This window comes from Xenorhabdus sp. XBWT (genome assembly GCF_059072735.1).
Genome location: NZ_CM180990.1, coordinates 457,377 through 481,565, shown reverse-complemented (window position 1 = coordinate 481,565; position 24,189 = coordinate 457,377). Strand labels below are relative to the sequence as shown.

Genomic DNA, 24,189 nt, shown 5'->3' with positions numbered 1-24,189 from the left:
ACTCTCTGTTTCTGTGACTGAAATATGCAAAATCAATAAATTAACTAAATACCGTCAAAGTTAGCTAATCGCTGCTTTTACTCATCACTCAAAATAAACGTAAACTCTTCATGTTCAATCTGCCATGTACCAAAACTCATCAGAAACGCAATCGGGAGTCTATCTTGTTTACCGATTTCTTCTTGTTTGATTTGATATTAGTATTAGCGTCCGTCTCCATTACGATATTAGATATCGCCCACGCAAGCACCGGATCGCCGTTAAAAAGAATAATCTTACGGTTAACGAACACGTCGGCAAATTCGGCGACGGGGCTAAAGCGCATATAGGTTTGCGGGAAGGGTTCAATGTCCAGACCTGAACCCTGTAATTATGTTCTTAGATGCGGGGTGTTCAATGTGTCGAAACCCGCCAGCTTGATATCAAAGTACTGATTGTCTCTGAGAATATTATCACCAATACGGTCATAACCATGTAATCACCTTATGTGGTGCGTATCCAGCCCACTTGTGCCCCCTGGCGACAGATGGCCGATTCTTATTGGCGGGGTTTTGTAACTGCGCTTCGGGCAGGTAATGACAAGTCAATAATAGCAGTTCATTGTCCACGGGGAAGGTGTAATAGATACTGGTAATACCGCTCGTTGAAGACAAATCCAGACCGGATTTTTCCGTTTTCAATATCAAATGCGTGCTGCTCCCATGCGTTCATGCAACAAGGGGACGACAAATTCGTAAGGAGCGAATTTGCCCAACCAAAGGGGCTGGCCTCTGGTGAAAGTCAGGAGCCTCTCATTAATCCCAAGAAGCATAGCTGACCATATGTTTATATGAGTAAGCGAGGCAGCAAAGCTACAACTTGAAAGAGAAGGGTATATATGCCCTTTTCCACAAAATAGCGCCTTATTAGATAAAATTCGGGTTCAATTCCCACTTTATTACATAAACACTTTTCGTAGTCTGCAATTCCACTCAAAAGCCGACCCTAACGGGGATAGCGTTTTTGGAAACTCGGTAACAATAGTCAGTATTTTCCCTTCTAATTGAGATATAGTGTAAAAACTCTATTCAATACGATGATTTCTATGGATGAATTATCAATGAAAAAACATTCAGCTTGATGCAAAACACTCCCATCATACAATCATAACTATCGTATTGGTTTTATTTAAAAAAATAAAACCAATACCCTATATCAGGCAGTGAAAACCCCTTTGTTTTAGTAAAACTCAAAAGTGCGAGTAGAATCAGATTACTGGCTAATTAAAAACCTATTAAGTGGAAAAAATAATAATAAATGATATTTATGATGAAAAGTTAGTAATTTACCGCTAATAATTCGCCAAAATATTAAAATCTACTTATATAAGAAAAATCAATGAAATTTTTTTAAAAAACAAAACATTTTATATCAAACTGTCTAGTTTAGATTTATAATCCGAATGATAATTACGAGATGGAATTTAATTTTAGATATGTAACTCTTTAAGGATATTAATTCTGGTTAGACCTGTGTAACCTGATTGGTATCAAGTAACAACTTTTAAACACCAATACTATTTCAATGTAATAAAATATGTGAATAACAAAAAAAATTCATATATTATAACTGCTTAAATAGAATGATTTGTAGTATGTAATGAAATTTGACTTAGGTTATATTATGTAGGATTATGTTTACAGTTTGATATATTTTGTCCAGTTTATAACCCCAAAAAAGATATCAATAAGAATAGAAAATGCAAATTAATAAAGGATTAGATATAAATTTACTGTAATTTGCATATTTATCTTATTTAAATGAATTTTAATCATTAAAAATCAACAAATTAAAATAATTAAATTACATACAAATCCCATGAGATAAAAATTAGGAGCATATTGGTTATCTCTTATGTAAGGAGAACAAAAATGTTGTGTATTCTGCAACAGGAAATCAGCCAGAAGACGCAGCAGAGACAACGACAAAACAGAGAAACGTGACTCGTATCATGGAAGAACACACCTTACCTCGGTGAGGGGATGTTTTTTTACAACACGTTAATAAAAAAGGTCATGTCATTAAAAAAACAAGACGCATGTCAGAAAACGAAGCGGCGAATCAGGTGGTAACAATAGGCATACCATGAACGGTAGTGAACCCGTCAAGGCAGGCTCTATTTTACAAATAACTAGCGGGGTGAAAATCTAACTATTTTCAAGCCCCGGATTATCCTCCTTGATAACGCCATAACTTACTGATTAAAAATAAAGGATAAGATATGGAAGACGCAAACCTATTAGTCGGAGAACGTATTCAGACCAAAAGGAAAGAGTTGGGTATCACGGCAACAGCATTAGCAAAGCAAATTGGTATTAGTCAGCAACAGCTTTCACGTTATGAAAGGGGAACGAACCGAATTAACATAGTTCATCTTATTGATATTGCAGAAATATTGGATACCCCGATTAGTTGGTTTTTTGACTTTTGTAGCAAGAGTGGCAAACAGGACAGTACTGTCAATAAACTCACGGATCAATACATTCCCATTGCAGAGACAATTATAGGAAAAAATGGCCGCTAAATGTCTCAAGATCAATTTGTCAGAAGCCTGTTATGAGGCTGATTTAATTCTAAATTTTTCAGGCTTCTGACTCTTGTCAGTTAATATTGCTGCATAGCGCATTTTATTATCGGGAGTGATCTACCGTCTCAACTACATCCAGAACAAATTGCTTGATGATCAGCTGTTCTTCCACTGAGTAATTTTCCAATATTTGCAGCCATTTCGCTTCCGCCTGTCGGTGTAATTTTTCATGGGCAACGAATACTTTCTTACCTTCAATAGTTAAACTGAAATAGCTCTCTTTCTGGTTATCCACCATTTTCAGTTTCTCAAGAATTACACGTTGAATAAGTTTTGCACAAATTTTCGAGATAGCACCCTTGGTCATTTTCATCGCTTGACTGATAGCCGTGATGTTTAATAACCCCGACTCTCCAATGCACTGAATAACATGCAATTCAGATAGTGAATAATCACTGATTCCATATTCCCGGAGTTTCTCTTTATCATGCCCTTGCTTCACATCATTTCTTAAATGTATCAAGTGGTGAATGGCTGCAAGGATTTCACGTTGACAAGCAGTGCTGTTAATCATTACTACTATTCCCAAAGAACTGTATTTCCCAAAGAACGATTTTTCCAAAGAACTCTTTTCCCAAAGAGCACACTTTCTAAAGAAACGATTTTCGACATCATAGCAAAGAAGACGAAAAAAGATCTTTACAAAATCTACCAATTTATTAATCTCCATATTGTTTCCTTGGAAACAATATGGAGAAAAAGATGAATCAGCATCCTTCAATTCGCAATATAAAAATGGTTTTCTATCTGGTGTGTTTTAGTGCCCTATTAGGTTCTCTTGCACAGAATATCTATACTCCTTTGATACCCACCATCAAAGAGTTATTTGGTACATCCCTGCCTTTAGTTAATCTCACTGTGTCAGCATTCACATTTGTTTTAGCTGTTATGCAAATCGTGTACGGCCCACTCGCTGACAGTAAAGGGCGTAAAGCTGTTCTGCTCCCGGCCATTGCTGTTTCTGTTATCGGCTCCATCGGTTGTGCTATGACTCACGATATCTATTGGCTGATTTTCTTTCGAGTAATACAGGCTCTCGGGATTGCCGCCATCCCTGTTATTGCTGCAACAATTATTGGTGATCTGTATAAAGGGCAGGATCGTGCAAAGGCCATTAGTTCCTATCAAATGTTACTTACACTTGCCCCAGCTTCTGGGCCATTACTTGGCGGCTACTTGGCTGAATTAAATGGATATGTTGCTATTTTCCAGTTTATCGCGGTGATTGGCGGGCTATTATTCATCGGTAACTTGCTTTGGTTGCCAGAAACTCATCCCAGACAACCCGAAAATGTTCAAAGGGGATCCTTTCATTTTCGTCTTATTTTGTCAGATCGTATTGCGCAATCCGTTTTTTTCGTTAGCTTTATGCTGTTCTATTGTTATTTTTGCTTTCTGACTTTTTTACCCATTATCCTGAATAGTGAATACCATTTCAGCCCTGCTGACATTGGTTGGATGTATATTCCGATGTCATTAGCTATGATTGCTGGCAGTTATAGCTATCGTCTAATCCATCATCGGCTTTCTCATATTAATGCATTGATTATCAGTAGCCTGCTGAATTTATCCATAATTTTCCTATTTTCCATGACATATCAATTTGGTATTCCTACGCTCATTATTGTCACGGCCTTGTACGGTTTCACTTTAGGTCTATCAACTCCTACGCACGCTACATTACTACTCGCAAAGTTTGTAAAAGAGCGCGCTACCGTGATTGGGCTTTATAATTTCATCAGATATATGGGCATGGCGACCGGCCCAATAGTGGGGAGTTTTTTGTTGTTCAATAATCACTATGAATGGATATTTTTAGTCGGGGCTGCGTTACTTGCCTTATCTATTACTTTTACCCGTATCATGACTCAGAGATAAAGCGTAAGGGCACCTAATACACAAATAACGGATAAACCAAGTCAGTGCCAACATTACCATCGTAATAAAATCTACCAATACTACTTTGGTCTTTAATCTATTTATTTGGTTATCCCTGCTTTGCGATTGATTTTGTTGTGTTTTTTAACTATTTCATAACGTTAAACTCATTAAGAAATTTGTCGTTTTTGATAATATCAAAATGAATTGTCGCTTGTGTGAAGAGATTAAAAAATAGCATATCATTCAATGGGAAATAGACCAAAGCACAGCAACATTACGTGCCGTTACCCGTAGATTCTCGGCACCATTGGCAAGGGCATCAGAAAGAGAACATGCCTCTGTTACAATGGAAAATACCGCATCCAGCCCATGTTGATGGACAACATCATAATCCCTGCTCATTCCTCCAACCAAAGCGATTGTAGGAATACCAAACTTTTTAGCAACACGGGCAACACCGATGGGCGTTTTTCCGTGTATGGTCTGGCTATCCATGCGGCCTTCTCCCGTGATGACCAAATCCGCTCCCTGAATGGCTTCTTCCAGCTTCAAGGTATCGATAACAATCTCAATACCTGAACGCAACCTTCCTTCCAAACATCCCAATAAAGAAGCGCCCATCCCTCCTGCCGCTCCCGCACCTGCTTCATCAATCACATTTTTGCCGGTCAGGGATTCAATCTTCATTCCATAATGGTGTAACGCAGAATCCAAAGCTTTAACCATTTCTGGCGTTGCTCCTTTTTGTGGACCAAACACCGCTGATGCGCCTAATTCTCCACACAGGGGGTTATTCACGTCACAAGCGACAATGAGTTCAAGTTGTTTGAGGCGAGGATCAAGCCCCGTTAAATCTATACTCTCCAATCGAGTTAAGGCTGCCCCACCAAATGGCAGTATACGACAGTCCCCATCCATTAAATTTGCGCCAAGTGCCTGCATCATTCCCGCGCCACCATCATTGGTCGCACTGCCGCCAATACCTAAAATCAGTTTCTGTACGCCGTGTTCCAGCGCAGCCAGAATGAGTTCCCCCGTGCCATAGCTTGTCGTTATAAGAGGATTGCGTTGTTCTATTGGCACCAAATGCAGGCCTGAAGCAGCAGCCATTTCAATCACTGCGGTTTTCCTGTCTCCCAGTAAACCAAAAAATGCTTCAACGGGCTGCCCCAGGGGATCAGTGACTGTACATAAGATACGTTTTCCCCCTGTCGCAGCGACTAGTGAGTCCACCGTGCCTTCTCCGCCATCCGCCATAGGCAACTTGATATAATCCGCTTGCGGAAAAATTTGCCGGAATCCCTGCTCGATCGCCAGTGACACCTGTAAGGCACTCAGACTTTCCTTAAATGAATCAGGCGCTATCACAATTTTCATCACAAATTTTCTCTATTTTCCCGGTACTTTGACGTATATTCCCTGACAGCTCTTGCCAGCAAGAAAACTAATACCTCAAAGAGTAAGGTTGAGACGAAGGCGATGGCAATGGCAAAACCCACCAATGTTTCGTTGGCAACCGGACGCAATGCCAGCAGCAAAATTGTAATAACCAGAGCGAAAATAGCTGCCATAAAATAAAAAAAGCGATAAAAAATTATCGCTTTTAATCATTAAGAGTATGGGTGCTTACGCTTCAATAGCCAATCGCAATTTCTTCATTGCATTTTTTTCCAGCTGTCGAACACGCTCAGCAGACACGCCATATTTATCTGCTAATTCCTGCAAGGTGGTTTTGTTGTCATCATCCAGCCAACGAGCACGAATGATGTCTTGGCTACGTTCATCCAGTCCTTCCATTGCTACAGAAAGTTTATCCGCAGCATGGTTTTCCCAGTTATCTTCTTCAATGCCATCGGCAAAGTCAGAAGCCTTATCTTGCAAATACAGCACTGGTGCTACAGGTTGGCTATCATTGTCATCATCAGAAGACATATCAAATGCCATATCCTGCGCTGACATACGGGATTCCATTTCTCGGACATCTTTGCTGGTTACGCCCAATTCTTTGGCCACCAGCTCGACTTCATCCCGATTGAACCATCCCAAACGTTGTTTAGCCTTGCGCAAATTAAAGAACAGCTTGCGCTGAGCTTTTGTCGTTGCAACTTTCACAATACGCCAATTACGCAATACATATTCATGGATTTCTGCCTTAATCCAGTGAACAGCAAAAGAAACCAGGCGCACGCCCACTTCTGGATTAAATCGGCGAACAGCTTTCATCAGGCCAATATTACCTTCCTGAATTAAATCCGCCTGTGGCAGACCATAACCGGCATAACTGCGAGCAACATGAACAACGAAGCGCAGGTGAGAAAGAATCAGCTTTTTCGCTGCATCCAGATCTCCCTGGTAATGCAGTCTTTCTGCCAGTTCCTTCTCTTCCTCTGCGGTGAGCATAGGATAAGCATTGGAAGCACGTATGTACCCTTCCAAACTACCTTGTGGAACTAATGCCAAAGTTTGCATTTCTTTTGTCATTCAAATTCTCTCAAAATCAGATCCAAATTGATGGTCTTTCAAATTTGTCTGAATCAACCCATAAGGTTTATTCAAGCACAAAGATACGTCTATTTTACCATCGTAGAGATCATATTCAAATCGTCAAATTTGTGTAGGTATCGATACAAAATTGTCACTGTCATTTTGACAGCGATTAAGCCTAAAAGTTCACCTGAAAACCAACAAATATTCTTATTCCGGCCTAAAACGACGTAAGTGCTGAATTGTTGCAAACCATGCAGCAATCCAACCTATCATTCCTGAAACAAGGACTAACAATAGTGCTTCATCCCATCCCAATCCATACAATTTAAAACTCGTCCCAAACACTCCAGCCACTTCCATGACAACATTGGAAAGTTTCCACACTAATAAGGATGAAAGGATCAGGGAAAAAATAGCTCCCATAATCCCCAGCAAAGCACCGCCGTTGAGGAAAGGGCGCAGAATAAAGCCATCCGTCGCACCAATCAGTTTCATCACGTTAATTGTTTCACGACGGCTGAAAATACTCAGCCGAACACTATTACCAATAACCAAAAGCAGCGCAACCACCATCAAGATGCCGATTACGGCAGCAATCTGACCAATCAGCGCAGTCAACGAGGTCAGGCGGTCAAACCAACTGTCATCCATCCTGACTTCTTCAATGCCTTTAATCTGGGCAACCTGATCACGCAAAACCGTCAATACCTGCGGGTCTTGAAAATTCAGTTTAGGAGAGATAATGGCAACTGCCGGCAAAGGGTTTTCTTCCAACAGATCCAGAGCATTAGCAAATCCCGACCACGCACGGAATTCATTTACTGCTTCTTCACGGGAAAGATAATTCACCGATTTGACGCCATCCGTGCCTTTCAGCTGCTCAATAACTTTTTTGGCGCTATTGTCATTCAGGGACTTATCCAGATAGACCGTCAGTTGTGGGATAGGATACCACTGTACCACCGCCTGATTCACATTTTTCCAAACGATGTAAAATACGCTTGGCAAAGTCAACGAAATGGCAATCACCATGATAATCAACAAAGTTGCCAACGGCTGGCGCAACATATCTGACAGAGTACTTTTCCACGCATAGCGCCACTGCACACGCCATCCACCTTTCAATGACCTGGACTTAGGTTTGGGGGGCTGCGTTTTTTTCGCTGAATGACGGACATGTTTAACCATGTTGCCCTCCTTGCATACGCCCCTGATTCAAAGTCAGGATACGGCAGTTTCTTCGTTCAATAAGGACGGTGTCATGAGTAGCCATGAACACCGTCACGCCAACGCGGTTAAATTCTTCAAACAGGCGCATGATCCCCTCAGATAATTCACCATCCAGATTTCCTGTCGGCTCATCCGCCAGCAAAACAGTGGGTTTGTTCACAACAGCACGGGCAATACCAACTCGCTGCTGTTCACCCCCGGAAAGCTGGATGGGAAAATTTTTCGCTTTGTCCAGTAAGCCGACTTTATCCAGTGCTGCAGATACCCGCCGGCGAATATCCTCAGCACTTGCCCCTGATATAATCAGAGGCATGGCTACATTCTCGTATACTGTACGATCCAGCAGTAGATGATGATCCTGAAAAATCATACCGATCTGGCGACGCAAAAAAGGGAGTTCACGCGACTTCAATCGACTGATGTCATGACCAGCAAACCAAATATGGCCTGCGCTGGGACGTTCGATACCACAGATAAGTTTTAAAAGCGTACTTTTACCGGCCCCTGAATGACCGGTTAAAAATGCCATTTCCCCTGGAAGCAGGTGAAAATCCACCCCTTGAAGCGCTTGCCGGCCTCCCAGATAGGCTTTACTGACCTGTTCAAAGCGAATCATTTATAATTAATCCTCTCTGGCAAAAAGAGCCTCAATAAAATCGTCTGCCTTAAATGGACGGAGATCTTCAATACCTTCCCCTACACCAATGTAGCGGATTGGGATCTCAAATTGGTTGGCAATGGCGAAGATAACACCACCTTTCGCAGTCCCATCCAGTTTGGTCAGTGAAATACCCGTTAATCCCACCGCTTCATGGAATAGTTTAGCCTGACTTACTGCGTTCTGACCTGTGCTGGCATCCAGTGTCAGCATAATTTCATGTGGAGCCTCTTCGTCCAGTTTTTTCATCACACGAACGATTTTTTTCAGCTCTTCCATCAAGTGAGATTTGTTCTGCAAGCGCCCTGCGGTATCAGCGATCAAGATATCTACACCTTTGGCCTTGGCTGATTGGATGGCATCAAAAATCACTGAAGCAGGATCTGCTCCCGTATGCTGAGAAATAACAGGGATTTTGTTGCGCTCACCCCAAACCTGCAACTGCTCTACTGCCGCTGCACGGAAAGTATCCCCCGCTGCCAGCATGACGGACTTGCCCTGAGATTGGTATTGGCGCGCTAATTTACCAATGGTAGTTGTTTTGCCGACACCATTTACTCCCACCATCAGAATGACGTAAGGTGATTTACCTTCAATCTCCAAAGGCTTATCAACTTTCGTCAGAATGTCTGACATCTCTTCTTTCAGTTTAGAGTAAAGCGCTTCTGCATCTTTCAATTCTTTACGGCTGGCGTGAGCTGTCAGACTTGTGATGATCTTGCGGGTGGTTTCGACACCCACATCCGCAATCAGTAGCTGTTCTTCCAACTCTTCAAACAAATCATCGTCAATTTTCTTGCCACGGAATAATCCTAAAAAACCGGAGCCAAAATTCTGGCGGGTTTTAACCAGACTGCGCTTCAAACGAGCAAAGAAGCTTTCTTTGGTTGGGCGTTCCTGTTCTTTAGGTAATGCAGTTTGCTCCCCGGCCTGACGGGCGGCTTCTTCCGCTAAACGCTGCTGTTCGGCTTCTTCGGCTGCCCGGCGGGCGGCTTCTTCCGTCAAACGCTGCTGTTCGGCTTCTTCCGTCAAACGCTGCTGTTCGGCTTCTTCGGCTGCCCGGCGGGCGGCTTCTTCCGTCAAACGCTGCTGTTCGGCTTCTTCAGCTGCCCGGCGGGCAGTTTCTTCCGTTAAACGCTGCTGTTCGGCTTCTTCAGCTGCCCGGCGGGCGGCTTCTTCCGTCAAACGCTGCTGTTCGGCTTCTTCAGCTGCCAGGCGGGCATTTTCTTCCGTTAAACGTTGCTGTTCGGCTTCTTCGGCTGCCCGGCGGGCAGTTTCTTCCGTTAAACGTTGCTGTTCGGCTTCTTCCGCAGCTAATCGTTCTTGTTCAGCTTGTTCTTCTTCTTGTTTCTTCTCTTGACGACCAAGTCCAAACCAAGAGAAGAAACCTTTTTTTTTCTCTTTTGCCATCGGCCACTACACTCCTCGCGGTTAATTATGGCGTTATCAATAAATATGCCCACTGAGATAGGTTCTAACGGTGATAAAATTCAGTCTAACATTTTCATCACACCACAACACATATCTATCACGGATTTCGTGGTAAATTAATCAATCGGTTTCTTCATTCTCATTCACTCTTTGTCTCCGCCAAATATTATTTAATCGCGTTGGATGACAAATATTTAAATTATGTAAATTATGGCTAAAAAACCACAACGTGCGTCATTGGGACAAATCCGTATTATTGGCGGTAAATGGCGCGGGAGAAAATTGCCGGTTCCTGATAGTGACGGTCTACGTCCAACGACTGATCGAGTCCGTGAAACGCTCTTTAATTGGCTTATGCCTATTATTCAGGAAGCTCGTTGTCTAGATTGTTTTTCAGGCAGCGGAGCACTCGGATTCGAGGCTTTGTCTCGTTACGCAAAACACGCAACTTTAATCGAATATGATCGCCATGTGGCCACACAACTATCGTCTAATTTAGCCTTGCTGAATGCTGAAAATGCCGAAGTTGTGCAGGATAATGCTCTACAATATCTTAGTAAGGCAGGAGCACCATTTGATGTGGTTTTTCTTGATCCCCCATTTCGTAAGGGAATGCTTACTGAGACAATCCGTTTATTGGAAAGTAATGGCTGGCTGGCGGCAGAAAGCTGGATTTATGTTGAGGCAGAATCTGAATCTGCTGCGACAGAAGTTCCCGCGACCTGGCAACTGCACAAGGAAAAAATCGCTGGGCAAGTTGCTTACCGATTGTATATTCGCCACTACCAATCTGGTGTCTGACCCGATTAAACACTACTTTGGAGTCAATGATGTTTATTCAATTAGGAAGAGTTCTCATGGTTTTTGTTTGGGGGATCATGATCTTCAATTTATTTCACCCGTTCCCTAAGCCATTGAGATATTTTATGGATATCGCCATGATATTCACAGCAGTAATGCATTCTTTTCAGTTATTACTGCTAAAGCATTCTCAGCCTAAAGAGCAAAAACTGTCTACTATTCTTCAAACCAAAATTTTCTTTTTCGGTGTTTTTGAATTATTGGCTTGGCAGAAAAAGCAGCAGCGAGAAAAAAAATAACCCCCACCAGTGGTTCATTTTTAACCTTCTATTGGAAACAATAACAAAGAACGTCAATCAGTAGTTCTATAATTACTCATTGACGTTCTTTGCTTTTGATAATAAAACGTTATCTATTCGTTAATAGCGAATTAATATTGATAATCGGTATACTCTCCACACCAATCCCATCATAAATAGTAACTGCCTGATAAAACGGGTATTGAAAATTAAGGAAAGGAAAAATATGAGTTGGCCATTTCTTGCTGTGTTTTTCTCTGGATGGTTATATATTGATGCTGCCTATCGTGGCACCAACTGGCAGCAATGGGTTTTCCGCCCTGTCACGATGCTGCTTTTGTTATTGTGGGCATGTCAGGCTCCTAATCTTGAAGCTTCAGGTTATCTCATTATTGCAGGTCTTCTCACAGCTTTGCTTTCTGATGCGATCCGAATGCTCCCAAGTAAATATCTACTGTTCTCATTTATCACGCTGTTCCTGAGTTACTTGTTATATACCATCAGCTTTGCCTTACACATGGGCTTCAGTTTCTTCTTCCTGCTTCCACTCATCTTACTGGCTGTTGGCATCGCAGTTATTCTCGTTGTCTGGACTCGCCTTGATAATATGCGCTGGCGGATAATAGATAGCTTTATTATGGCATTATTGATGGTTTGGGTCGCCGGAGAACAATATTTTGCACTCGGCAATGAAAACCGCTTTTCTATTATGGCGGGGGCAGGCCTATTACTCCTTGCGCATTGCATCAATATTATTGATCGATATCGTTTCCCCTTTAATTTATCAAAAGCGATTGTGGCTGCCTGTGGTTTTATAGGGCACTTTTTGATTATTCGTTCGCTGTTCTTGTAATTTTTTCATCTCATTACGTAAAGTCTTAAGGAGCAAACGGCACCAAGAGGAAGGACGTTGATAATGAAATTCCATCATGAAATCGCACAAATTATCAAAAAAATTCCTCTTATCGGGTTTGACTCTAGAGTGAACTCTAGAGTGTAGAGTTAATCTCAACTAGTCAGAATTAACTCTATTTGAGAGGTCGCCTATGTCCCCCACAGCCCGAAAACATAAGCAATCAGAACACAATTCTTTGCCTTCTCAGAAAGAAGAAGAGCATCACCACACCCATGATGGTGCGCATTGTTCACACGATCATGCTCATGCCATACAGGATACGACTCCACTCGAATTAACAGCCAATCAACGCTTTAACTGGATTATCCAAGGTATGGATTGCCCGAGTTGCGCAGGAAAAATCGAGAATGCCGTAAACAAACTTCCGGAGGCTAAACAGGTTAAGGTACTGTTTACAACAGAAAAACTGGTGGTCGATTCTGATGTTGATATTCGTGCTGCCGTTGAACAAGCCGTAAAACAGGCCGGCTTTGAAATTAAGGCAACGGATGCAATATCCAAGCTACCTCCAGCCGCCAATCATTGGAAAACATTCTCTCCGATCCTGATCCTCACTGCCTTGATGCTCATCAGCTGGGGGATATCAACAGTCAATACCCCCGCAGGGCAAATTGCTTTCATCATTACCACGCTAATTGGGTTATATCCGGTTGCGATTAAAGCCGTCAAACTTATTCGTTCAGGTACACCTTTTGCCATTGAAACGTTAATGAGTGTTGCTGCCATTGGTGCCTTGTTCATTGATGCCACCGCCGAAGCCGCAATGGTCATCTTACTGTTTAAATTAGGGGAGGTTCTGGAATCTTATGCTGCCGGGCGGGCTCGTCGCGGTGTCAGTACTTTGATGGCCTTAGTCCCTGATCAAGCCTTATTGGTTAAGGATGGCAAGAAAAAAACCGTATCGGCTGCCGATCTGCGTCCCGGCGACATTATTGAGATTGCGCCTGGTGCCCGTTTACCCACCGATGCGGAATTACTCAGTCCATTTGCCAGTTTTGACGAAAGTGCCCTAACTGGTGAATCTATTCCCGTTGAACGGCATCAAGGAGAAAAAGTCGCTGCTGGCTGTCTTTCTGTCGATAGTGCCGTACAGATGAAGGTAGTCTCTGAACCAGGACACAACGCAATTGATCGTATTCTCCAATTGATTGAAGAGGCAGAAGAACGTCGTGCACCTATCGAACGCTTTATCGACCGATTCAGCCGTATCTATACTCCACTGATTATCTTATTCTCAGCATTAGTCGTGCTAATTCCGCCTCTGTTCTTTGCCGGATCGTGGGAAACGTGGATCTACCGTGGTCTGACCCTGCTACTGATTGGCTGTCCTTGTGCTTTGGTTATCTCTACTCCCGCAGCAATTACTTCCGCTCTGGCAGCGGCAACCCGCCGAGGTTCCCTCATCAAGGGTGGAGCAGCATTGGAGCAACTTGGGGCAATAACTACAATCGCACTGGATAAAACCGGCACACTGACCGAAGGTAAACCACAGGTTACTGAGATTGAGCCAGTAGCAAGCATCAATACGGAAAGCCTACTGGCGCTGGCTGGTGCCGTAGAAAGCGGTTCTCACCACCCATTGGCCAAAGCTATCCTTAACGCGGCTGAAAGCAAAGGAGTGACAATTATTGAGGCCGAACACCGCAAAGCGCTTGCAGGGATTGGGGTTGAAGGGCAATTGTCGGGGAAGAGAGTTTTAGTCACCGCTCCTGCACGATTACCCGAAAATACCTTGCCTTCTGAATGGAAACAAAGGGTTACCGAACTGGAAAGCAGTGGCAAAACTGCGGTTGCAGTCATGCAGGATGAGCAATTTATGGGCTTGATTGCCATGCAGGATACTCTGCGTCAGGATGCCATAGATGCCATCCAAACTCTGAAAAAACAAGGTATAAACGCGGTTATGTTAACGGGTGACAATCCCAGGGCGGCGGCGGCCATCGCCAGTCAGTTAGAAATAAATTATCGTGCAGGGTTATTGCCTGAAGATAAAGTGCAAGCGGTTACTGAGTTGAACCAGAAACACCGTACTATGATGGTCGGAGATGGTATCAACGATGCCCCAGCCATGAAAGCGGCCAGTATCGGTGTCGCCATGGGCAGCGGTACTGACGTTGCTCTGGAAACTGCCGATGCCGCTCTGACACATAACCGTCTGACCGGATTACCTGAAATTATCGCTCTGTCCCGGACAACCCATTACAATATCCGCCAGAATATCACCATTGCGCTGGGTTTAAAGGCAATATTCCTTATCACGAGTCTATTGGGTATCACTGGGCTATGGATGGCAGTTCTGGCTGATTCCGGTGCTACCGCGCTGGTCACCGCCAACGCTATCCGGCTGTTGAGAATAAAGTCGCAGAAGTGATAAATAACAGGTGGAACTGCTGATAGAAAAAAGAACAAATCGAAAAGGTGCATACCTTGCACCTTTTCAAAATTACAATTACTAAAAATTGCTATTAAGGAAAAAGGAAATATGGCATTCAGTAAACAAATAAGTCGAAACTAACTGCCATATTTAAAGCATAGCATGCTTGCTTTTTTCTGCCAGAAAATCGCTTTGTATTTTCTCAATTATCCAATATTTTCGTTTTTTCTGAGCAGATACCGATAAGGTGTTTGCGCTATTTCCTGCGCCACCAATGCATGATCCATAAAATGACAAAACCCTGGAATATCACGGGTTGTCGCCGGATCATCCGCGATGATCAATAACGTCTGACCCGCAGTCATATGGCGGACGGTCTTACGCACCATCATTACAGGCTCTGGGCAACGTAATCCTGACGTATCAAGCGTTTTGTCAGGATTGGCAAAAATATCTGACATAAAAATCTCTGTAAGTTCAAACAATCTATGGCGGTGGATTATATTACAAAATATCGTCAACTACCGTACTTTACTTTTGTTTCGCAAGACGAGTATGATTTATCTCCCTGATCTTTCAGGCACGTTTATTTTTTTGGGTTCCCTCACCCCATTCAGCAAAAAGGTACAATATGTTCCAATTGACCCCACAACAGCGGATCACTGCATTGATCTGGCTTTCGCTCTTCCACGTTTTGATCATTACTTCCAGTAATTATCTGGTGCAATTACCCATTTCCATTTTTGGTTTTCACACCACTTGGGGAGCATTTACATTTCCCTTTATCTTCTTGGCAACTGATCTGACTGTGCGGATTTATGGTGCGCCATTGGCTCGACGGATCATTATCTCCGTGATGCTTCCCGCATTACTGATCTCTTACCTGATTTCAGCGCTATTTTTTCAGGGAACATGGCAGGGATTCGAAGCATTGGGAACGTTCAACCTGTTTGTCGCCCGTATTGCAGCAGCCAGCTTTATGGCCTATGTCCTTGGACAAATATTGGATGTTAGTGTCTTCAACCGACTGCGCCAACAACACCGCTGGTGGATAGCGCCGGCTACCGCCATGTTTTTCGGTAATATGCTCGATACACTGGCCTTTTTCTTTATTGCCTTTTACCGCAGTACCGATACGTTCATGGCAACACATTGGGTAGAAATTGCCTTGGTGGATTATGCGTTCAAGCTATTTATCTGTATGCTTTTTTTCCTGCCTGCTTACGGATTTATGTTGAATTTAATAATAAAATATTTTTTCTCTGGAACAGAAAAGAATATTCTGCCTCAAGCCTGATATAGCCTTTCCCTCTCTAAATCGAGAGGGGGAAAAATTCCGATATTTCAAACGCACACTTCAAATCAGAATTCATATTACAGTCCATGTTTTGCTCTGTTTTGCTTTACCTTACGATGTAAGACCTTAAAAGCATTCTGGATGAAATTTAGCCAATTATTATATTGACATTCTACCTGCCGTACTTCAGGATGCATTTATTATCTCTCCGCAACGAGACTATCCTATTGGCCACATTTCAGAGACTAAGAGCAGACAACGCGAGGGAATAATAGTCTGCTTTCATCTTACAAGCTGCAACTTAAAGTTTATAAAGTGTATATATGGTTATTTTCTTCCTCAATGATAAAAAAACCTATGAAATAGATTGCCACAATAATATTTATTGAGTCATCCCATGATATTTTAAATATATCGTTAAAAATATTTTTCCAATATACTCGCCATACTTCAAGATGCATTTATTATTTTCCCGTGGTGCGGAAAGCTAATAAGCTGCTTGCATCTCATGACCGGTAAATTGAAGTTTAGAGTATAATCTCAGATAGAGAATCTATACCTTTAGTCTTTCAAATTGTCTCTTTAATTATCTGGACCAATTCACTCAGGTCACGGTATGCAATTGATTTTATTTCCACTAATGGGCATTTTAAAATCTATTCGGTATATATTCTTGTACCAAATAAAACTAAGGATGATATAAAAAAATCTTGAAAAACGCAGTCTTAAAAAGAAAAAGCACATCTGTCTTTTCCGTTAAAAAATGAGGTTTCAATCAAATGAATCGGCCTGCACCTAGTTCTCCACTGAAAATAAGTAATTATTTAGGAATAAGCAATATAAAACTATCTGATGAAATTACAAAGATACTTAAAACCAACAGTAACACATATCAGGCATCAGTAAAGAAATTTATAAAACTACTTTGCTATATCAAAAATAATAATATTGATATAACTTCATTTGATAAACTGGCTGAGCTTCATGAATTTGTCGCTATCCATGATAGTGCTGTAGCTTCTATGTTATCAATCCATTTTAATCTGACTATCGGTACTATTGCCAATTTAAATAAGCGAACGCCATATATAAAAGAACTTTACCAGAAACTTTGTTCAGGGAATGCAATCGGGGTCTATCTGGCAACTGAATTAGCATATGGCAATAACCTGATAAACCTGAAAACGCAAGCTACTTATCTCCCGGAAAAAGGCATTTTTATCCTTAATTCACCTAATCCGAATGCCTATAAATTTATGCCTAATACGGTATCGTGTGAATTACCCAAAATCGCAGTGGTGTATGCCCAACTTAATGTAGCCAACAGAAAATATGGTATTTTCCCATTTGTATTACCTCTGTCAATCAATGGCAAGTTAACTAAAGGGGTTAAAATAACGCCACTAAGCGATAAACCCGGATTCTATCTTGATAACGCTATCACTTCTTTTGATAACGTTGAAATTCCATTTGAAGGGCTGCTTGCAGGCAATCTAATGACATTAGATCGAAATGGTCAGATATCATTGCATGTTAAGAAATTAAAAGAGCGATTTGCATTATTTACCAATCGGATACATACCGGGAAAATCTGCATGTCCATCTGTTCAGTCGGGGCAGCTAAATCAGCACTTTATATTACCAGTACCTATGGAAGTAAACGGCAGACTTTCGGTTACTCTGGTGCAATGCCAGCCCTCAACTACTGTCACTTTAAAGAAAGTATCGCATGGGATACATTGACTACCATAGCTCACACTCTATATTTAAGAAAACTGACAAAAAAAATTTCAATCCTACTGTCAGAATCGACTAACAACTTTAAAATCTCCGATGAGTTACTCGTTGAGATAATCTCGATAAAATCATTGTTTACCTGGCGTACACAAGAGATACTGATTAATTGCCGTGAACGCTGTGGTGCCCATGGATTATTCTCCATCAATAAAATACCCCAGTATTTAATCTCCAATTTTGGCACGATTACTGCGGAAGGTGATAATCTTGTTCTCTCCCTGAAGGCAGGGGAGATGCTCCTGACTAATGGACTGAAAAATAGCGGCACAAACATTGAGCATGATTTGCTTTCTATTCTTACTGATTATGCCAATCATCTATTAGATAAACTTAAAAAATTAACTGGACACGATAATAAAAAAATAACTCTCGATATTATCAATAAAAACAGCAACGATTTTCTGACTCTCAGCCAAACATATGCCATTTTAGCCGTTGTAACCACAATCACTGATTCATATAACACCGACGATATCGGGATGATTCTTGAAGGTTATCTTCTCAACTGGATCCACCGTTCTATGCGTGATCTTCTGATAAGTGAAATCATTAACATACAAGAATCTAAAAAGTTAAATGAAAGACACATAACATATATTCGCGATCATGCGGAAATAATAAACGACTATATTTACGATTTTGAAATGGACAAGTCAGGAATTGAAACCCCCATATCAAGCAATGACTATATAGGTTGGTATGCCGGAAATCACGATCAGTTAAAAAATTAGTTACCTGCATAAGAAGAAAAACACTCCCTATTCTTGAGGTACTTTTCCGGGCTAAATAGCCTGGATTCAGTTATAGCAGGAACCAGACACAATGAGAGCCATGATCACTGTCCAGGTGGGAAAAGAGTCAATTCCTGCTTTTACTCATAACTTCTCTGGATATTTTGCCGTATAGTGTTTGGTGAGCAGGTAAACACACACTTCTATACCCATTGGATTTCAAGATGCAGCGCGACGGCAAGGGAATGACAAATTCGTCGGGAACGAATTTGCCCAGCCAACAAAGCTGCAACTTGAAAGACGACAGGTATATATGATGCAATTCGTAGCCTGCGATACCCCTGTATGGTGACACTCCATACTCAGTTCTCAGTGAACTCGTTTCCAGTGAAGAAGGAATATTTCTTATGCTGAAAGTGATCCAGTCTCCATCCAAATATATCCAAGGGCCGGGTGCGTTATCTCACATTGGCCGATACACCAAAATGATTGCTGACCATGTCTTCGTGATTGCCGATAATTTCGTGATGAGCCTCATTGGGGATACCGTCAGCAATAGTCTAGAAGAACACGAAGTTACCAGCCATTTCGAAATCTTCAATGGTGAATGCAGCAGCAGTGAAATAGAACGCTTGTCCACCATTCTGGTCAGCAACCAATGTCAGGCCGTCATTGGACTCGGGGGCGGAAAAACGCTTGATACTGCCAAAGCTATAGCATATGAATCTAAGATCCCCGTAATTATTTCACCTACTCTTGCTTCAACCGATGCGCCGACCAGTGCTCTCTCTGTCCTGTATACTGAACTTGGAAAATTCGACCGCTATCTGCGCTATCCACAAAATCCGGATATTGTGCTGATGGATACCAGTATCGTTGCCAAAGCACCTGTTCGCTTATTTGTGGCAGGAATGGGGGACGCCCTTGCCACCTATTTTGAAGCACGAGCCAATAGTTCAGCCCATAAACCAACTATGGCCGGAGGAGCCACATCTACTACAGCTCTGGCATTGGCTAAACTCTGTTATGAAACCTTGATAGCAGAAGGCTATAAAGCAAAATTAGCCGTGGAAGCGGGAGTCAGTACACTCGCGGTTGAAAATATTGTTGAGGCAAATACCTATCTCAGCGGCATCGGTTTTGAAAGTGCGGGCCTGGCCGCAGCTCACGCAATCCATAATGGTTTTACGGTGCTGGAAGAATGTCACCATCTCTATCATGGTGAAAAAGTGGCATTCGGCACTTTGACGCAATTAATATTGGAAAACAGCTCAAGTGAAGAGCTGGAAGCCGTACTCGATTTCTGTGTACAAGTTGGTCTGCCAGTAACACTGGAGCAACTCGGTTTACGTGATAGTGAAAAACTGCATCAAAAAATCATGCAAGTCGCTATAGCAAGCTGTTCCGAAGAAGAAACCATCCACAATATGCCTTTTGCTGTGACACCCGATCAAGTTTATGCCGCAATTCTGGCCGCAGACCGAATAGGGCAGGATTGGCTGTATTAAGTGATTATGGCGGTTTCAGAGCGGCTAATCCCGCTCTGAACTCACGACCCGTCGTTCCCGTAGTCGATACATGTCGTTCCAATAAAATGCGGCATAAACGACGGCAGGCACAATTTCCCGCAATTCCTGCTCCTGCTGCATCCTTTCGATAATAATGACATTATTTTTTGTTAATAGCTCACGTATCTCTTGTCTGATAAGGAATAAAAACGAGCGAGAAAAGCGCATCAAATAAGATTTTAAAGTACATAACGTGATAATGAAGTGGATAAAAATAGAAAATAAGCATAAAAAAATGGGTATGCCCCGCAGGAACATACCCATGATTATGGTTAAATGATGATTAATAATTATCTATTACAATCTGTGAATATCTACCTTTGGTCTATTTTGTCGGCTCAGGCCAAATATTGGCAATGTGATCCAAGCACTCTTCTTTAGATCCCATTCTTCCCGTTGCTATCCAGCCCATCGGAATTTCATACTCCGTCGGCCAGACCGAATACTGTTTTTTGACATTGATGACCACCATCCAACTCATGGTATTTCTTCCGTTTAACTGTTTCATGCTACAATCTCCTGTTTGAAATTCTTCGTCAGAAGAGCTGGCAAGAACCCAGTACCAATCAAATAACGCAATACCTGATGGACATATCCAGCCGTAATTGTTGGACAACGAATATCACTTCCAGTTAGCCCTGACAACGTATTTTTCAGCTCCAATTTGGGATGTATTTCGTCGATATAAGCAGGATCCAATGCCCGATAAGGTCTTTCTGTCATATCCCTGATCAGGGGAATTAATGGGTACAAAGGGTGAGTATCATCTAATGCAAGGATCTTCTCTTTCCCCTCATCAAATGGCACCGGGTTGAGGATATAGCCAAAATCCTGTACCCAATTGAAAAATTGCCGGATGGAAACTTGTTTTGGATTGAACAAATTGAAAAATTTCCCATTTGATTCCGGTTTTCTGGAGATATGGACCAGCGATGCAGCCACATAATCAACGGGTACGATATCAAGCAGTAAAGCATGATTTGGATAGAAGCCCATTGACAAATAACCTTTCAAAGACGCAACCAGATAATCATTACCCTGTGCAGCCCCTGTACGGGTGTGCCCCAGAATCAGGCCCGGACGATAAATACTTACGGGAACATTTCTATTGCGGGCAATATTTATGATCCCTTCTGATACCCACTTACTGCCAGAATAACCGGAAGGATCACGTACTGATTCACTCATGGCACGATCATCTTCCATATAAGGACGAGGTGATTCGGTAGCAAATAGTGCATTCACGGAAGAAACATAGTGGAAATGTTTCAGGCGTGCAGTACAAGCCAGCTCCAGCGCTGTTCTGGTTCCATCAACATTGATACTCTTCAGTGCACTATAAGGGTAGATAAAATTAACCAGTGCTCCGTTGTGATAAATAACATCAATAGTTTCTGCAAGTTGCTCCCATGTTTCCGACAACAGGCCAAAACGTGGCTGCCCCAAATCACCGATCACGAATTCCACACGGTCTAGCCCATCACCAACATTAATCTGGTAATTGGTGAATCCTGCCTTGATTCTATCGAGGGCATGTTCTTCATCGGATGCACGGCACAGACAGATAACTTTGGCTGAGGTCTGTTTTAACAGTTGCTCCAGCAAATGTAGCCCGAGATATCCGGTAGCACCGGTCAGCAAAACTGCATCTGGCTGATACCAGTTGGCATGAGGCAATCCATCAGGGCGAACTCCCTCTTTCAGATAAACATCATTCCTGAGGGTCTCAGCATGTTGGCGAATCAACGCTTCACTATGATAAGTTCCCACAATCCGAGCGGGATTCTTCTGACGTGCGACTGTCATTTCATCCAAAATGGCTGAGATTCTGGCAACTGTCGGCTCCACATAGATACCAGAAATCGGTATCCTCAATAAAAATGCCTTTTCAATGTTCTCTACCATGCGGGCGACCAGGATGGAGTGCCCCCCTATCTGGAAGAAATCATCAGTGATCCCAAATACATCTGTTGCCAGTAAATCACGCCAAATGGCATAAACGCGTTTTTCAGTTTCTGTCTGTGGCTGTACCACGTCATAACTGGCGTTCAGTCGTTCCGCAACTTCGTCCAACCGCTTTTTATCCCTTTTGCCACTGCTTGTCAGCGGAATATAAGGAATACGGTAATATTCAGTCGGTATCCAGGCTTCATGCAGCATTTCCCTGAGCGCTAATTGTGTTTCGCGTACCCACTCTTCTGGCACAACCATATTCGGATTAAACAGGATAAACGCTTGGATCTTGGCGAGATCTCCATTGCCTGCTACCCGGATAATCGCATCCTGTACACTGTCTTGTTTTCTTAATGCAATTTCTATCTCACCCAATTCGATCCGATATCCACGCACTTTTACCTGATCATCCTGTCTACCCATATAAATAAAAGAACCATCTTCCAGCATACGCGCCATATCGCCCGTCAGATATGCTCTTTTTCCTTTTTGGGTCATATCGGGAACATATCTTTTCGCGGTTTCAGTCGGGTTATTGCGATACCCCGCAGTCACACCCATCCCTCCGATGAGAATTTCCCCCACGGTTCCTTTCGGAACAGGACGCAGGTACTGATCTACAATCGTAATACTCGTGCCGGGAATGGGACCACCCAATTGAACTTTATCTCCTTTTTTCATGCGGAATGCCGTTGACCAGATAGTTGTTTCCGTCGGGCCATAAACGTTCCATAACGTACCATAGGTGGCCATTAGTTGATCTGCCAGATCTTGCGACAGCGCCTCTCCACCGCAAAGCATGACCATTTCAGGGCGGGGTTTCCAACCTGCATTCAGAGCCATTGACCAAGTCACAGGTGTCGCTTGAGCAAAGGTAAATTGTGGATTTGACAACGTTTCAGACAACGATATCGCGTCCCTTTGGGTATCAATTGAAGCGATATAGATACTGCCACCATGCACCACGGTCAGCAGCAATTCTAAAACTGAGATATCAAAAGAGAATGTGGACAGTGCCAACATATGGTCATGTTGACTGATTGACAGCAGTTTGCCGAACCCGCATAAGCAGGCAGCCAGATTTTCATGCTGTACTTGCACTGACTTTGGTAACCCAGTGGAGCCAGAGGTAAACATCACATAAGCAGGGTGATTCCCCAGCACAGGGATATCAATATTTCCTACAATTTCTGCTTCTGTCATCTCATTAACATTATTTAATACCATATTCATCGGGATTAAGGTTGCTGCCTTGAGTCCCGACGACACCGTATCATCAGATACCAGAATACTTTCCGGCAGGCTGGCGAGAATATCATTCAGACGTTTTTCAGGCATCATGGTGTTCAGGGGGATATACACCGCCCCAAGCCGCCAAATTGCCTGCATGGTAACAAACCATGCAATTCCCCGCTGGGCAGCAATGGCAACATTGCTGCCCACTTTTACACCCTGATGGAGCAAGACATATGCGGCATTTTCAATTCGTTGGTGCAATTCACCAAATGTCAACGTTTCATGTGGATCAGAAACGGCGATGTCATTCGGTATCACATTTGCCAGCTCAGCCAAGCGAGAGGGGACATTTTTAAACCACGGTTCCAGCTCTTCTGACATTTGACTGATATCACTATTAATTTCAATATCAATATCAATATCAATAGCAGGAGAGAATTTTTGCCCAGTAAATGCTGTGTGTAATATTGCCTTGTGTGTGTAAGTATTCATAATAATGCTCTCATTTTTAGCTCCATTGTTCTCATCATTTTTCATGATGAATGGAGACATCAATGCTGGTAGTCGTTATCTTTCAGCCTTGGTCTACATTCGGCATTTTTAAATACCTTATGTTGACTTTAACTGAATCAAATAAAATAAACTGCAAAAGTTTAGTATGAATTTAATAAACATATTAATTAGTATTATTTTGTGATACTTAGCTAATCAAATAATCAACTTATATAAAGCTATTTGTTTATCGGAAACAGAGTGTATTACGCCTATACAATCTGCCGCCAAACTCATATAACATACTGATATAATTATAATTTTAATATTAAACAGCTATTCTATACTGCATAAACGTTGCGATCACGAGTACGAATAACCATTTGTGGTAATATCTATTATTTTGAATTTT

General features: G+C 42.3%; 20 protein-coding genes and 1 pseudogene. 9 read left to right on the top strand and 12 right to left on the bottom strand.

Translation table 11 applies throughout. The features are described 5' to 3' along the window. Positions 1-77: 77 nt before the first annotated feature. Positions 78-665 (bottom strand): annotated as a pseudogene (locus AC5JQI_RS02060) (terminase TerL endonuclease subunit); the annotation flags it as partial. Between the two features lie 1,595 nt (positions 666-2,260). Here AC5JQI_RS02060 and AC5JQI_RS02055 point away from each other — a divergent pair. Beyond that, positions 2,261-2,563 carry a helix-turn-helix domain-containing protein gene (locus tag AC5JQI_RS02055; RefSeq protein ID WP_493913556.1) on the top strand — a complete coding sequence of 101 codons (303 nt, stop codon included), beginning with the start codon at positions 2,261-2,263 and terminating at the stop codon, positions 2,561-2,563. A gap of 106 nt (positions 2,564-2,669) precedes the next feature. Here AC5JQI_RS02055 and AC5JQI_RS02050 read toward each other — a convergent pair whose 3' ends face one another. Next, positions 2,670-3,296 carry a MarR family transcriptional regulator gene (locus AC5JQI_RS02050; RefSeq protein WP_493913555.1) on the bottom strand — a complete coding sequence of 209 codons (627 nt, stop codon included), beginning with the start codon at positions 3,294-3,296 and terminating at the stop codon, positions 2,670-2,672. 32 nt (positions 3,297-3,328) lie between these two features. On the opposite strand from AC5JQI_RS02050, the gene AC5JQI_RS02045 reads away from it, so the two are divergent. Continuing rightward, positions 3,329-4,504 carry an MFS transporter gene (locus AC5JQI_RS02045; RefSeq protein ID WP_493913554.1) on the top strand — a complete coding sequence of 392 codons (1,176 nt, stop codon included), beginning with the start codon at positions 3,329-3,331 and terminating at the stop codon, positions 4,502-4,504. Between the two features lie 246 nt (positions 4,505-4,750). Here the strand turns inward: AC5JQI_RS02045 and AC5JQI_RS02040 are convergent, their stop codons facing one another. From AC5JQI_RS02040 to ftsY, 6 genes are all read right to left on the bottom strand, one after another. Continuing rightward, the gene (locus AC5JQI_RS02040; RefSeq protein WP_493913553.1) at positions 4,751-5,884 is read right to left on the bottom strand and encodes a glycerate kinase; all 1,134 of its coding nucleotides are present in this window, start codon (positions 5,882-5,884) and stop codon (positions 4,751-4,753) included. Further along, positions 5,884-6,078, bottom strand: a complete 195-nt coding sequence (locus tag AC5JQI_RS02035) for a hypothetical protein (protein WP_493913552.1) — start codon at positions 6,076-6,078, stop codon at positions 5,884-5,886. Before AC5JQI_RS02035 ends, AC5JQI_RS02040 begins: the two co-directional genes overlap by 1 nt. A 55-nt stretch (positions 6,079-6,133) precedes the next feature. Further along, positions 6,134-6,988: an RNA polymerase sigma factor RpoH gene (gene rpoH, locus AC5JQI_RS02030; protein WP_237386991.1), complete on the bottom strand. Its 855-nt coding sequence runs from the start codon at positions 6,986-6,988 to the stop codon at positions 6,134-6,136. Positions 6,989-7,201: 213 nt separating this feature from the next. Continuing rightward, positions 7,202-8,182: a permease-like cell division protein FtsX gene (ftsX, locus tag AC5JQI_RS02025; protein ID WP_493913551.1), complete on the bottom strand. Its 981-nt coding sequence runs from the start codon at positions 8,180-8,182 to the stop codon at positions 7,202-7,204. Continuing rightward, positions 8,175-8,840 carry a cell division ATP-binding protein FtsE gene (gene ftsE / locus AC5JQI_RS02020; RefSeq protein ID WP_493913550.1) on the bottom strand — a complete coding sequence of 222 codons (666 nt, stop codon included), beginning with the start codon at positions 8,838-8,840 and terminating at the stop codon, positions 8,175-8,177. Before ftsE ends, ftsX begins: the two co-directional genes overlap by 8 nt. A gap of 6 nt (positions 8,841-8,846) precedes the next feature. Then, complete coding sequence (gene ftsY, locus AC5JQI_RS02015) at positions 8,847-10,292, bottom strand: signal recognition particle-docking protein FtsY (RefSeq protein WP_493913549.1); 1,446 nt, start codon at positions 10,290-10,292, stop codon at positions 8,847-8,849. A 231-nt stretch (positions 10,293-10,523) separates the two neighbouring features. Here ftsY and rsmD point away from each other — a divergent pair, with 231 nt between their 5' ends. The 4 genes from rsmD (at position 10,524) to AC5JQI_RS01995 (ending at position 14,700) form a co-directional block, all read left to right on the top strand. Next, positions 10,524-11,114 (top strand): 16S rRNA (guanine(966)-N(2))-methyltransferase, encoded by a 591-nt coding sequence (gene rsmD, locus AC5JQI_RS02010; RefSeq protein WP_493913548.1) that lies wholly within the window; start codon positions 10,524-10,526, stop codon positions 11,112-11,114. A gap of 29 nt (positions 11,115-11,143) precedes the next feature. Next, complete coding sequence (locus AC5JQI_RS02005) at positions 11,144-11,413, top strand: DUF1145 family protein (protein WP_092548321.1); 270 nt, start codon at positions 11,144-11,146, stop codon at positions 11,411-11,413. 226 nt (positions 11,414-11,639) lie between these two features. Next, positions 11,640-12,266 carry a lysoplasmalogenase gene (locus AC5JQI_RS02000; protein ID WP_493913547.1) on the top strand — a complete coding sequence of 209 codons (627 nt, stop codon included), beginning with the start codon at positions 11,640-11,642 and terminating at the stop codon, positions 12,264-12,266. 193 nt (positions 12,267-12,459) lie between these two features. Continuing rightward, a complete protein-coding gene (locus tag AC5JQI_RS01995) occupies positions 12,460-14,700 on the top strand; it encodes a zinc/cadmium/mercury/lead-transporting ATPase (protein WP_493913546.1) in 2,241 nt (746 codons plus the stop codon). Between the two features lie 209 nt (positions 14,701-14,909). Here AC5JQI_RS01995 and tusA read toward each other — a convergent pair whose 3' ends face one another. Beyond that, positions 14,910-15,164, bottom strand: a complete 255-nt coding sequence (gene tusA / locus AC5JQI_RS01990; protein ID WP_493913545.1) for a sulfurtransferase TusA — start codon at positions 15,162-15,164, stop codon at positions 14,910-14,912. A 170-nt stretch (positions 15,165-15,334) separates the two neighbouring features. Here tusA and AC5JQI_RS01985 point away from each other — a divergent pair, with 170 nt between their 5' ends. The 3 genes from AC5JQI_RS01985 (at position 15,335) to AC5JQI_RS01975 (ending at position 20,036) form a co-directional block, all read left to right on the top strand. Continuing rightward, complete coding sequence (locus AC5JQI_RS01985) at positions 15,335-16,000, top strand: 7-cyano-7-deazaguanine/7-aminomethyl-7-deazaguanine transporter (protein ID WP_493913544.1); 666 nt, start codon at positions 15,335-15,337, stop codon at positions 15,998-16,000. A gap of 779 nt (positions 16,001-16,779) precedes the next feature. Next, positions 16,780-18,528 (top strand): acyl-CoA dehydrogenase family protein, encoded by a 1,749-nt coding sequence (locus AC5JQI_RS01980; RefSeq protein WP_493913543.1) that lies wholly within the window; start codon positions 16,780-16,782, stop codon positions 18,526-18,528. A 407-nt stretch (positions 18,529-18,935) separates the two neighbouring features. Beyond that, a complete protein-coding gene (locus AC5JQI_RS01975; protein WP_493913542.1) occupies positions 18,936-20,036 on the top strand; it encodes a glycerol dehydrogenase in 1,101 nt (366 codons plus the stop codon). A gap of 24 nt (positions 20,037-20,060) precedes the next feature. Here the strand turns inward: AC5JQI_RS01975 and AC5JQI_RS01970 are convergent, their stop codons facing one another. The 3 genes from AC5JQI_RS01970 to AC5JQI_RS01960 form a co-directional block, all read right to left on the bottom strand. After that, complete coding sequence (locus AC5JQI_RS01970; protein ID WP_493913541.1) at positions 20,061-20,264, bottom strand: hypothetical protein; 204 nt, start codon at positions 20,262-20,264, stop codon at positions 20,061-20,063. Positions 20,265-20,421: 157 nt separating this feature from the next. Beyond that, on the bottom strand, positions 20,422-20,604 hold the full coding sequence (locus tag AC5JQI_RS01965) for an MbtH family NRPS accessory protein (protein WP_237386980.1): 183 nt from the start codon (positions 20,602-20,604) through the stop codon (positions 20,422-20,424). Continuing rightward, on the bottom strand, positions 20,601-23,777 hold the full coding sequence (locus AC5JQI_RS01960) for a thioester reductase domain-containing protein (protein WP_493913540.1): 3,177 nt from the start codon (positions 23,775-23,777) through the stop codon (positions 20,601-20,603). Before AC5JQI_RS01960 ends, AC5JQI_RS01965 begins: the two co-directional genes overlap by 4 nt. Positions 23,778-24,189: the final 412 nt, after the last annotated feature.

Excerpts from the sequence above, each read along its gene's own strand:
- AC5JQI_RS02040 (WP_493913553.1), bottom strand. The coding sequence starts at position 5,884 with ATGAAAATTGTGATAGCGCCTGATTCATTTAAGGAAAGTCTGAGTGCC.
- rpoH (WP_237386991.1), bottom strand. The coding sequence starts at position 6,988 with ATGACAAAAGAAATGCAAACTTTGGCATTAGTTCCACAAGGTAGTTTG.
- rsmD (WP_493913548.1), top strand. The coding sequence starts at position 10,524 with ATGGCTAAAAAACCACAACGTGCGTCATTGGGACAAATCCGTATTATT.
- AC5JQI_RS02045 (WP_493913554.1), top strand. The coding sequence starts at position 3,329 with ATGAATCAGCATCCTTCAATTCGCAATATAAAAATGGTTTTCTATCTG.
- AC5JQI_RS01995 (WP_493913546.1), top strand. The coding sequence starts at position 12,460 with ATGTCCCCCACAGCCCGAAAACATAAGCAATCAGAACACAATTCTTTG.
- AC5JQI_RS01965 (WP_237386980.1), bottom strand. The coding sequence starts at position 20,604 with ATGAAACAGTTAAACGGAAGAAATACCATGAGTTGGATGGTGGTCATC.
- AC5JQI_RS01980 (WP_493913543.1), top strand. The coding sequence starts at position 16,780 with ATGAATCGGCCTGCACCTAGTTCTCCACTGAAAATAAGTAATTATTTA.
- ftsX (WP_493913551.1), bottom strand. The coding sequence starts at position 8,182 with ATGGTTAAACATGTCCGTCATTCAGCGAAAAAAACGCAGCCCCCCAAA.
- AC5JQI_RS01985 (WP_493913544.1), top strand. The coding sequence starts at position 15,335 with ATGTTCCAATTGACCCCACAACAGCGGATCACTGCATTGATCTGGCTT.
- AC5JQI_RS02050 (WP_493913555.1), bottom strand. The coding sequence starts at position 3,296 with ATGGAGATTAATAAATTGGTAGATTTTGTAAAGATCTTTTTTCGTCTT.
- AC5JQI_RS02055 (WP_493913556.1), top strand. The coding sequence starts at position 2,261 with ATGGAAGACGCAAACCTATTAGTCGGAGAACGTATTCAGACCAAAAGG.
- AC5JQI_RS01970 (WP_493913541.1), bottom strand. The coding sequence starts at position 20,264 with ATGCGCTTTTCTCGCTCGTTTTTATTCCTTATCAGACAAGAGATACGT.
- AC5JQI_RS01960 (WP_493913540.1), bottom strand. The coding sequence starts at position 23,777 with ATGAATACTTACACACACAAGGCAATATTACACACAGCATTTACTGGG.
- AC5JQI_RS02035 (WP_493913552.1), bottom strand. The coding sequence starts at position 6,078 with ATGGCAGCTATTTTCGCTCTGGTTATTACAATTTTGCTGCTGGCATTG.
- tusA (WP_493913545.1), bottom strand. The coding sequence starts at position 15,164 with ATGTCAGATATTTTTGCCAATCCTGACAAAACGCTTGATACGTCAGGA.
- AC5JQI_RS02000 (WP_493913547.1), top strand. The coding sequence starts at position 11,640 with ATGAGTTGGCCATTTCTTGCTGTGTTTTTCTCTGGATGGTTATATATT.
- AC5JQI_RS01975 (WP_493913542.1), top strand. The coding sequence starts at position 18,936 with ATGCTGAAAGTGATCCAGTCTCCATCCAAATATATCCAAGGGCCGGGT.
- ftsY (WP_493913549.1), bottom strand. The coding sequence starts at position 10,292 with ATGGCAAAAGAGAAAAAAAAAGGTTTCTTCTCTTGGTTTGGACTTGGT.
- AC5JQI_RS02005 (WP_092548321.1), top strand. The coding sequence starts at position 11,144 with ATGTTTATTCAATTAGGAAGAGTTCTCATGGTTTTTGTTTGGGGGATC.
- ftsE (WP_493913550.1), bottom strand. The coding sequence starts at position 8,840 with ATGATTCGCTTTGAACAGGTCAGTAAAGCCTATCTGGGAGGCCGGCAA.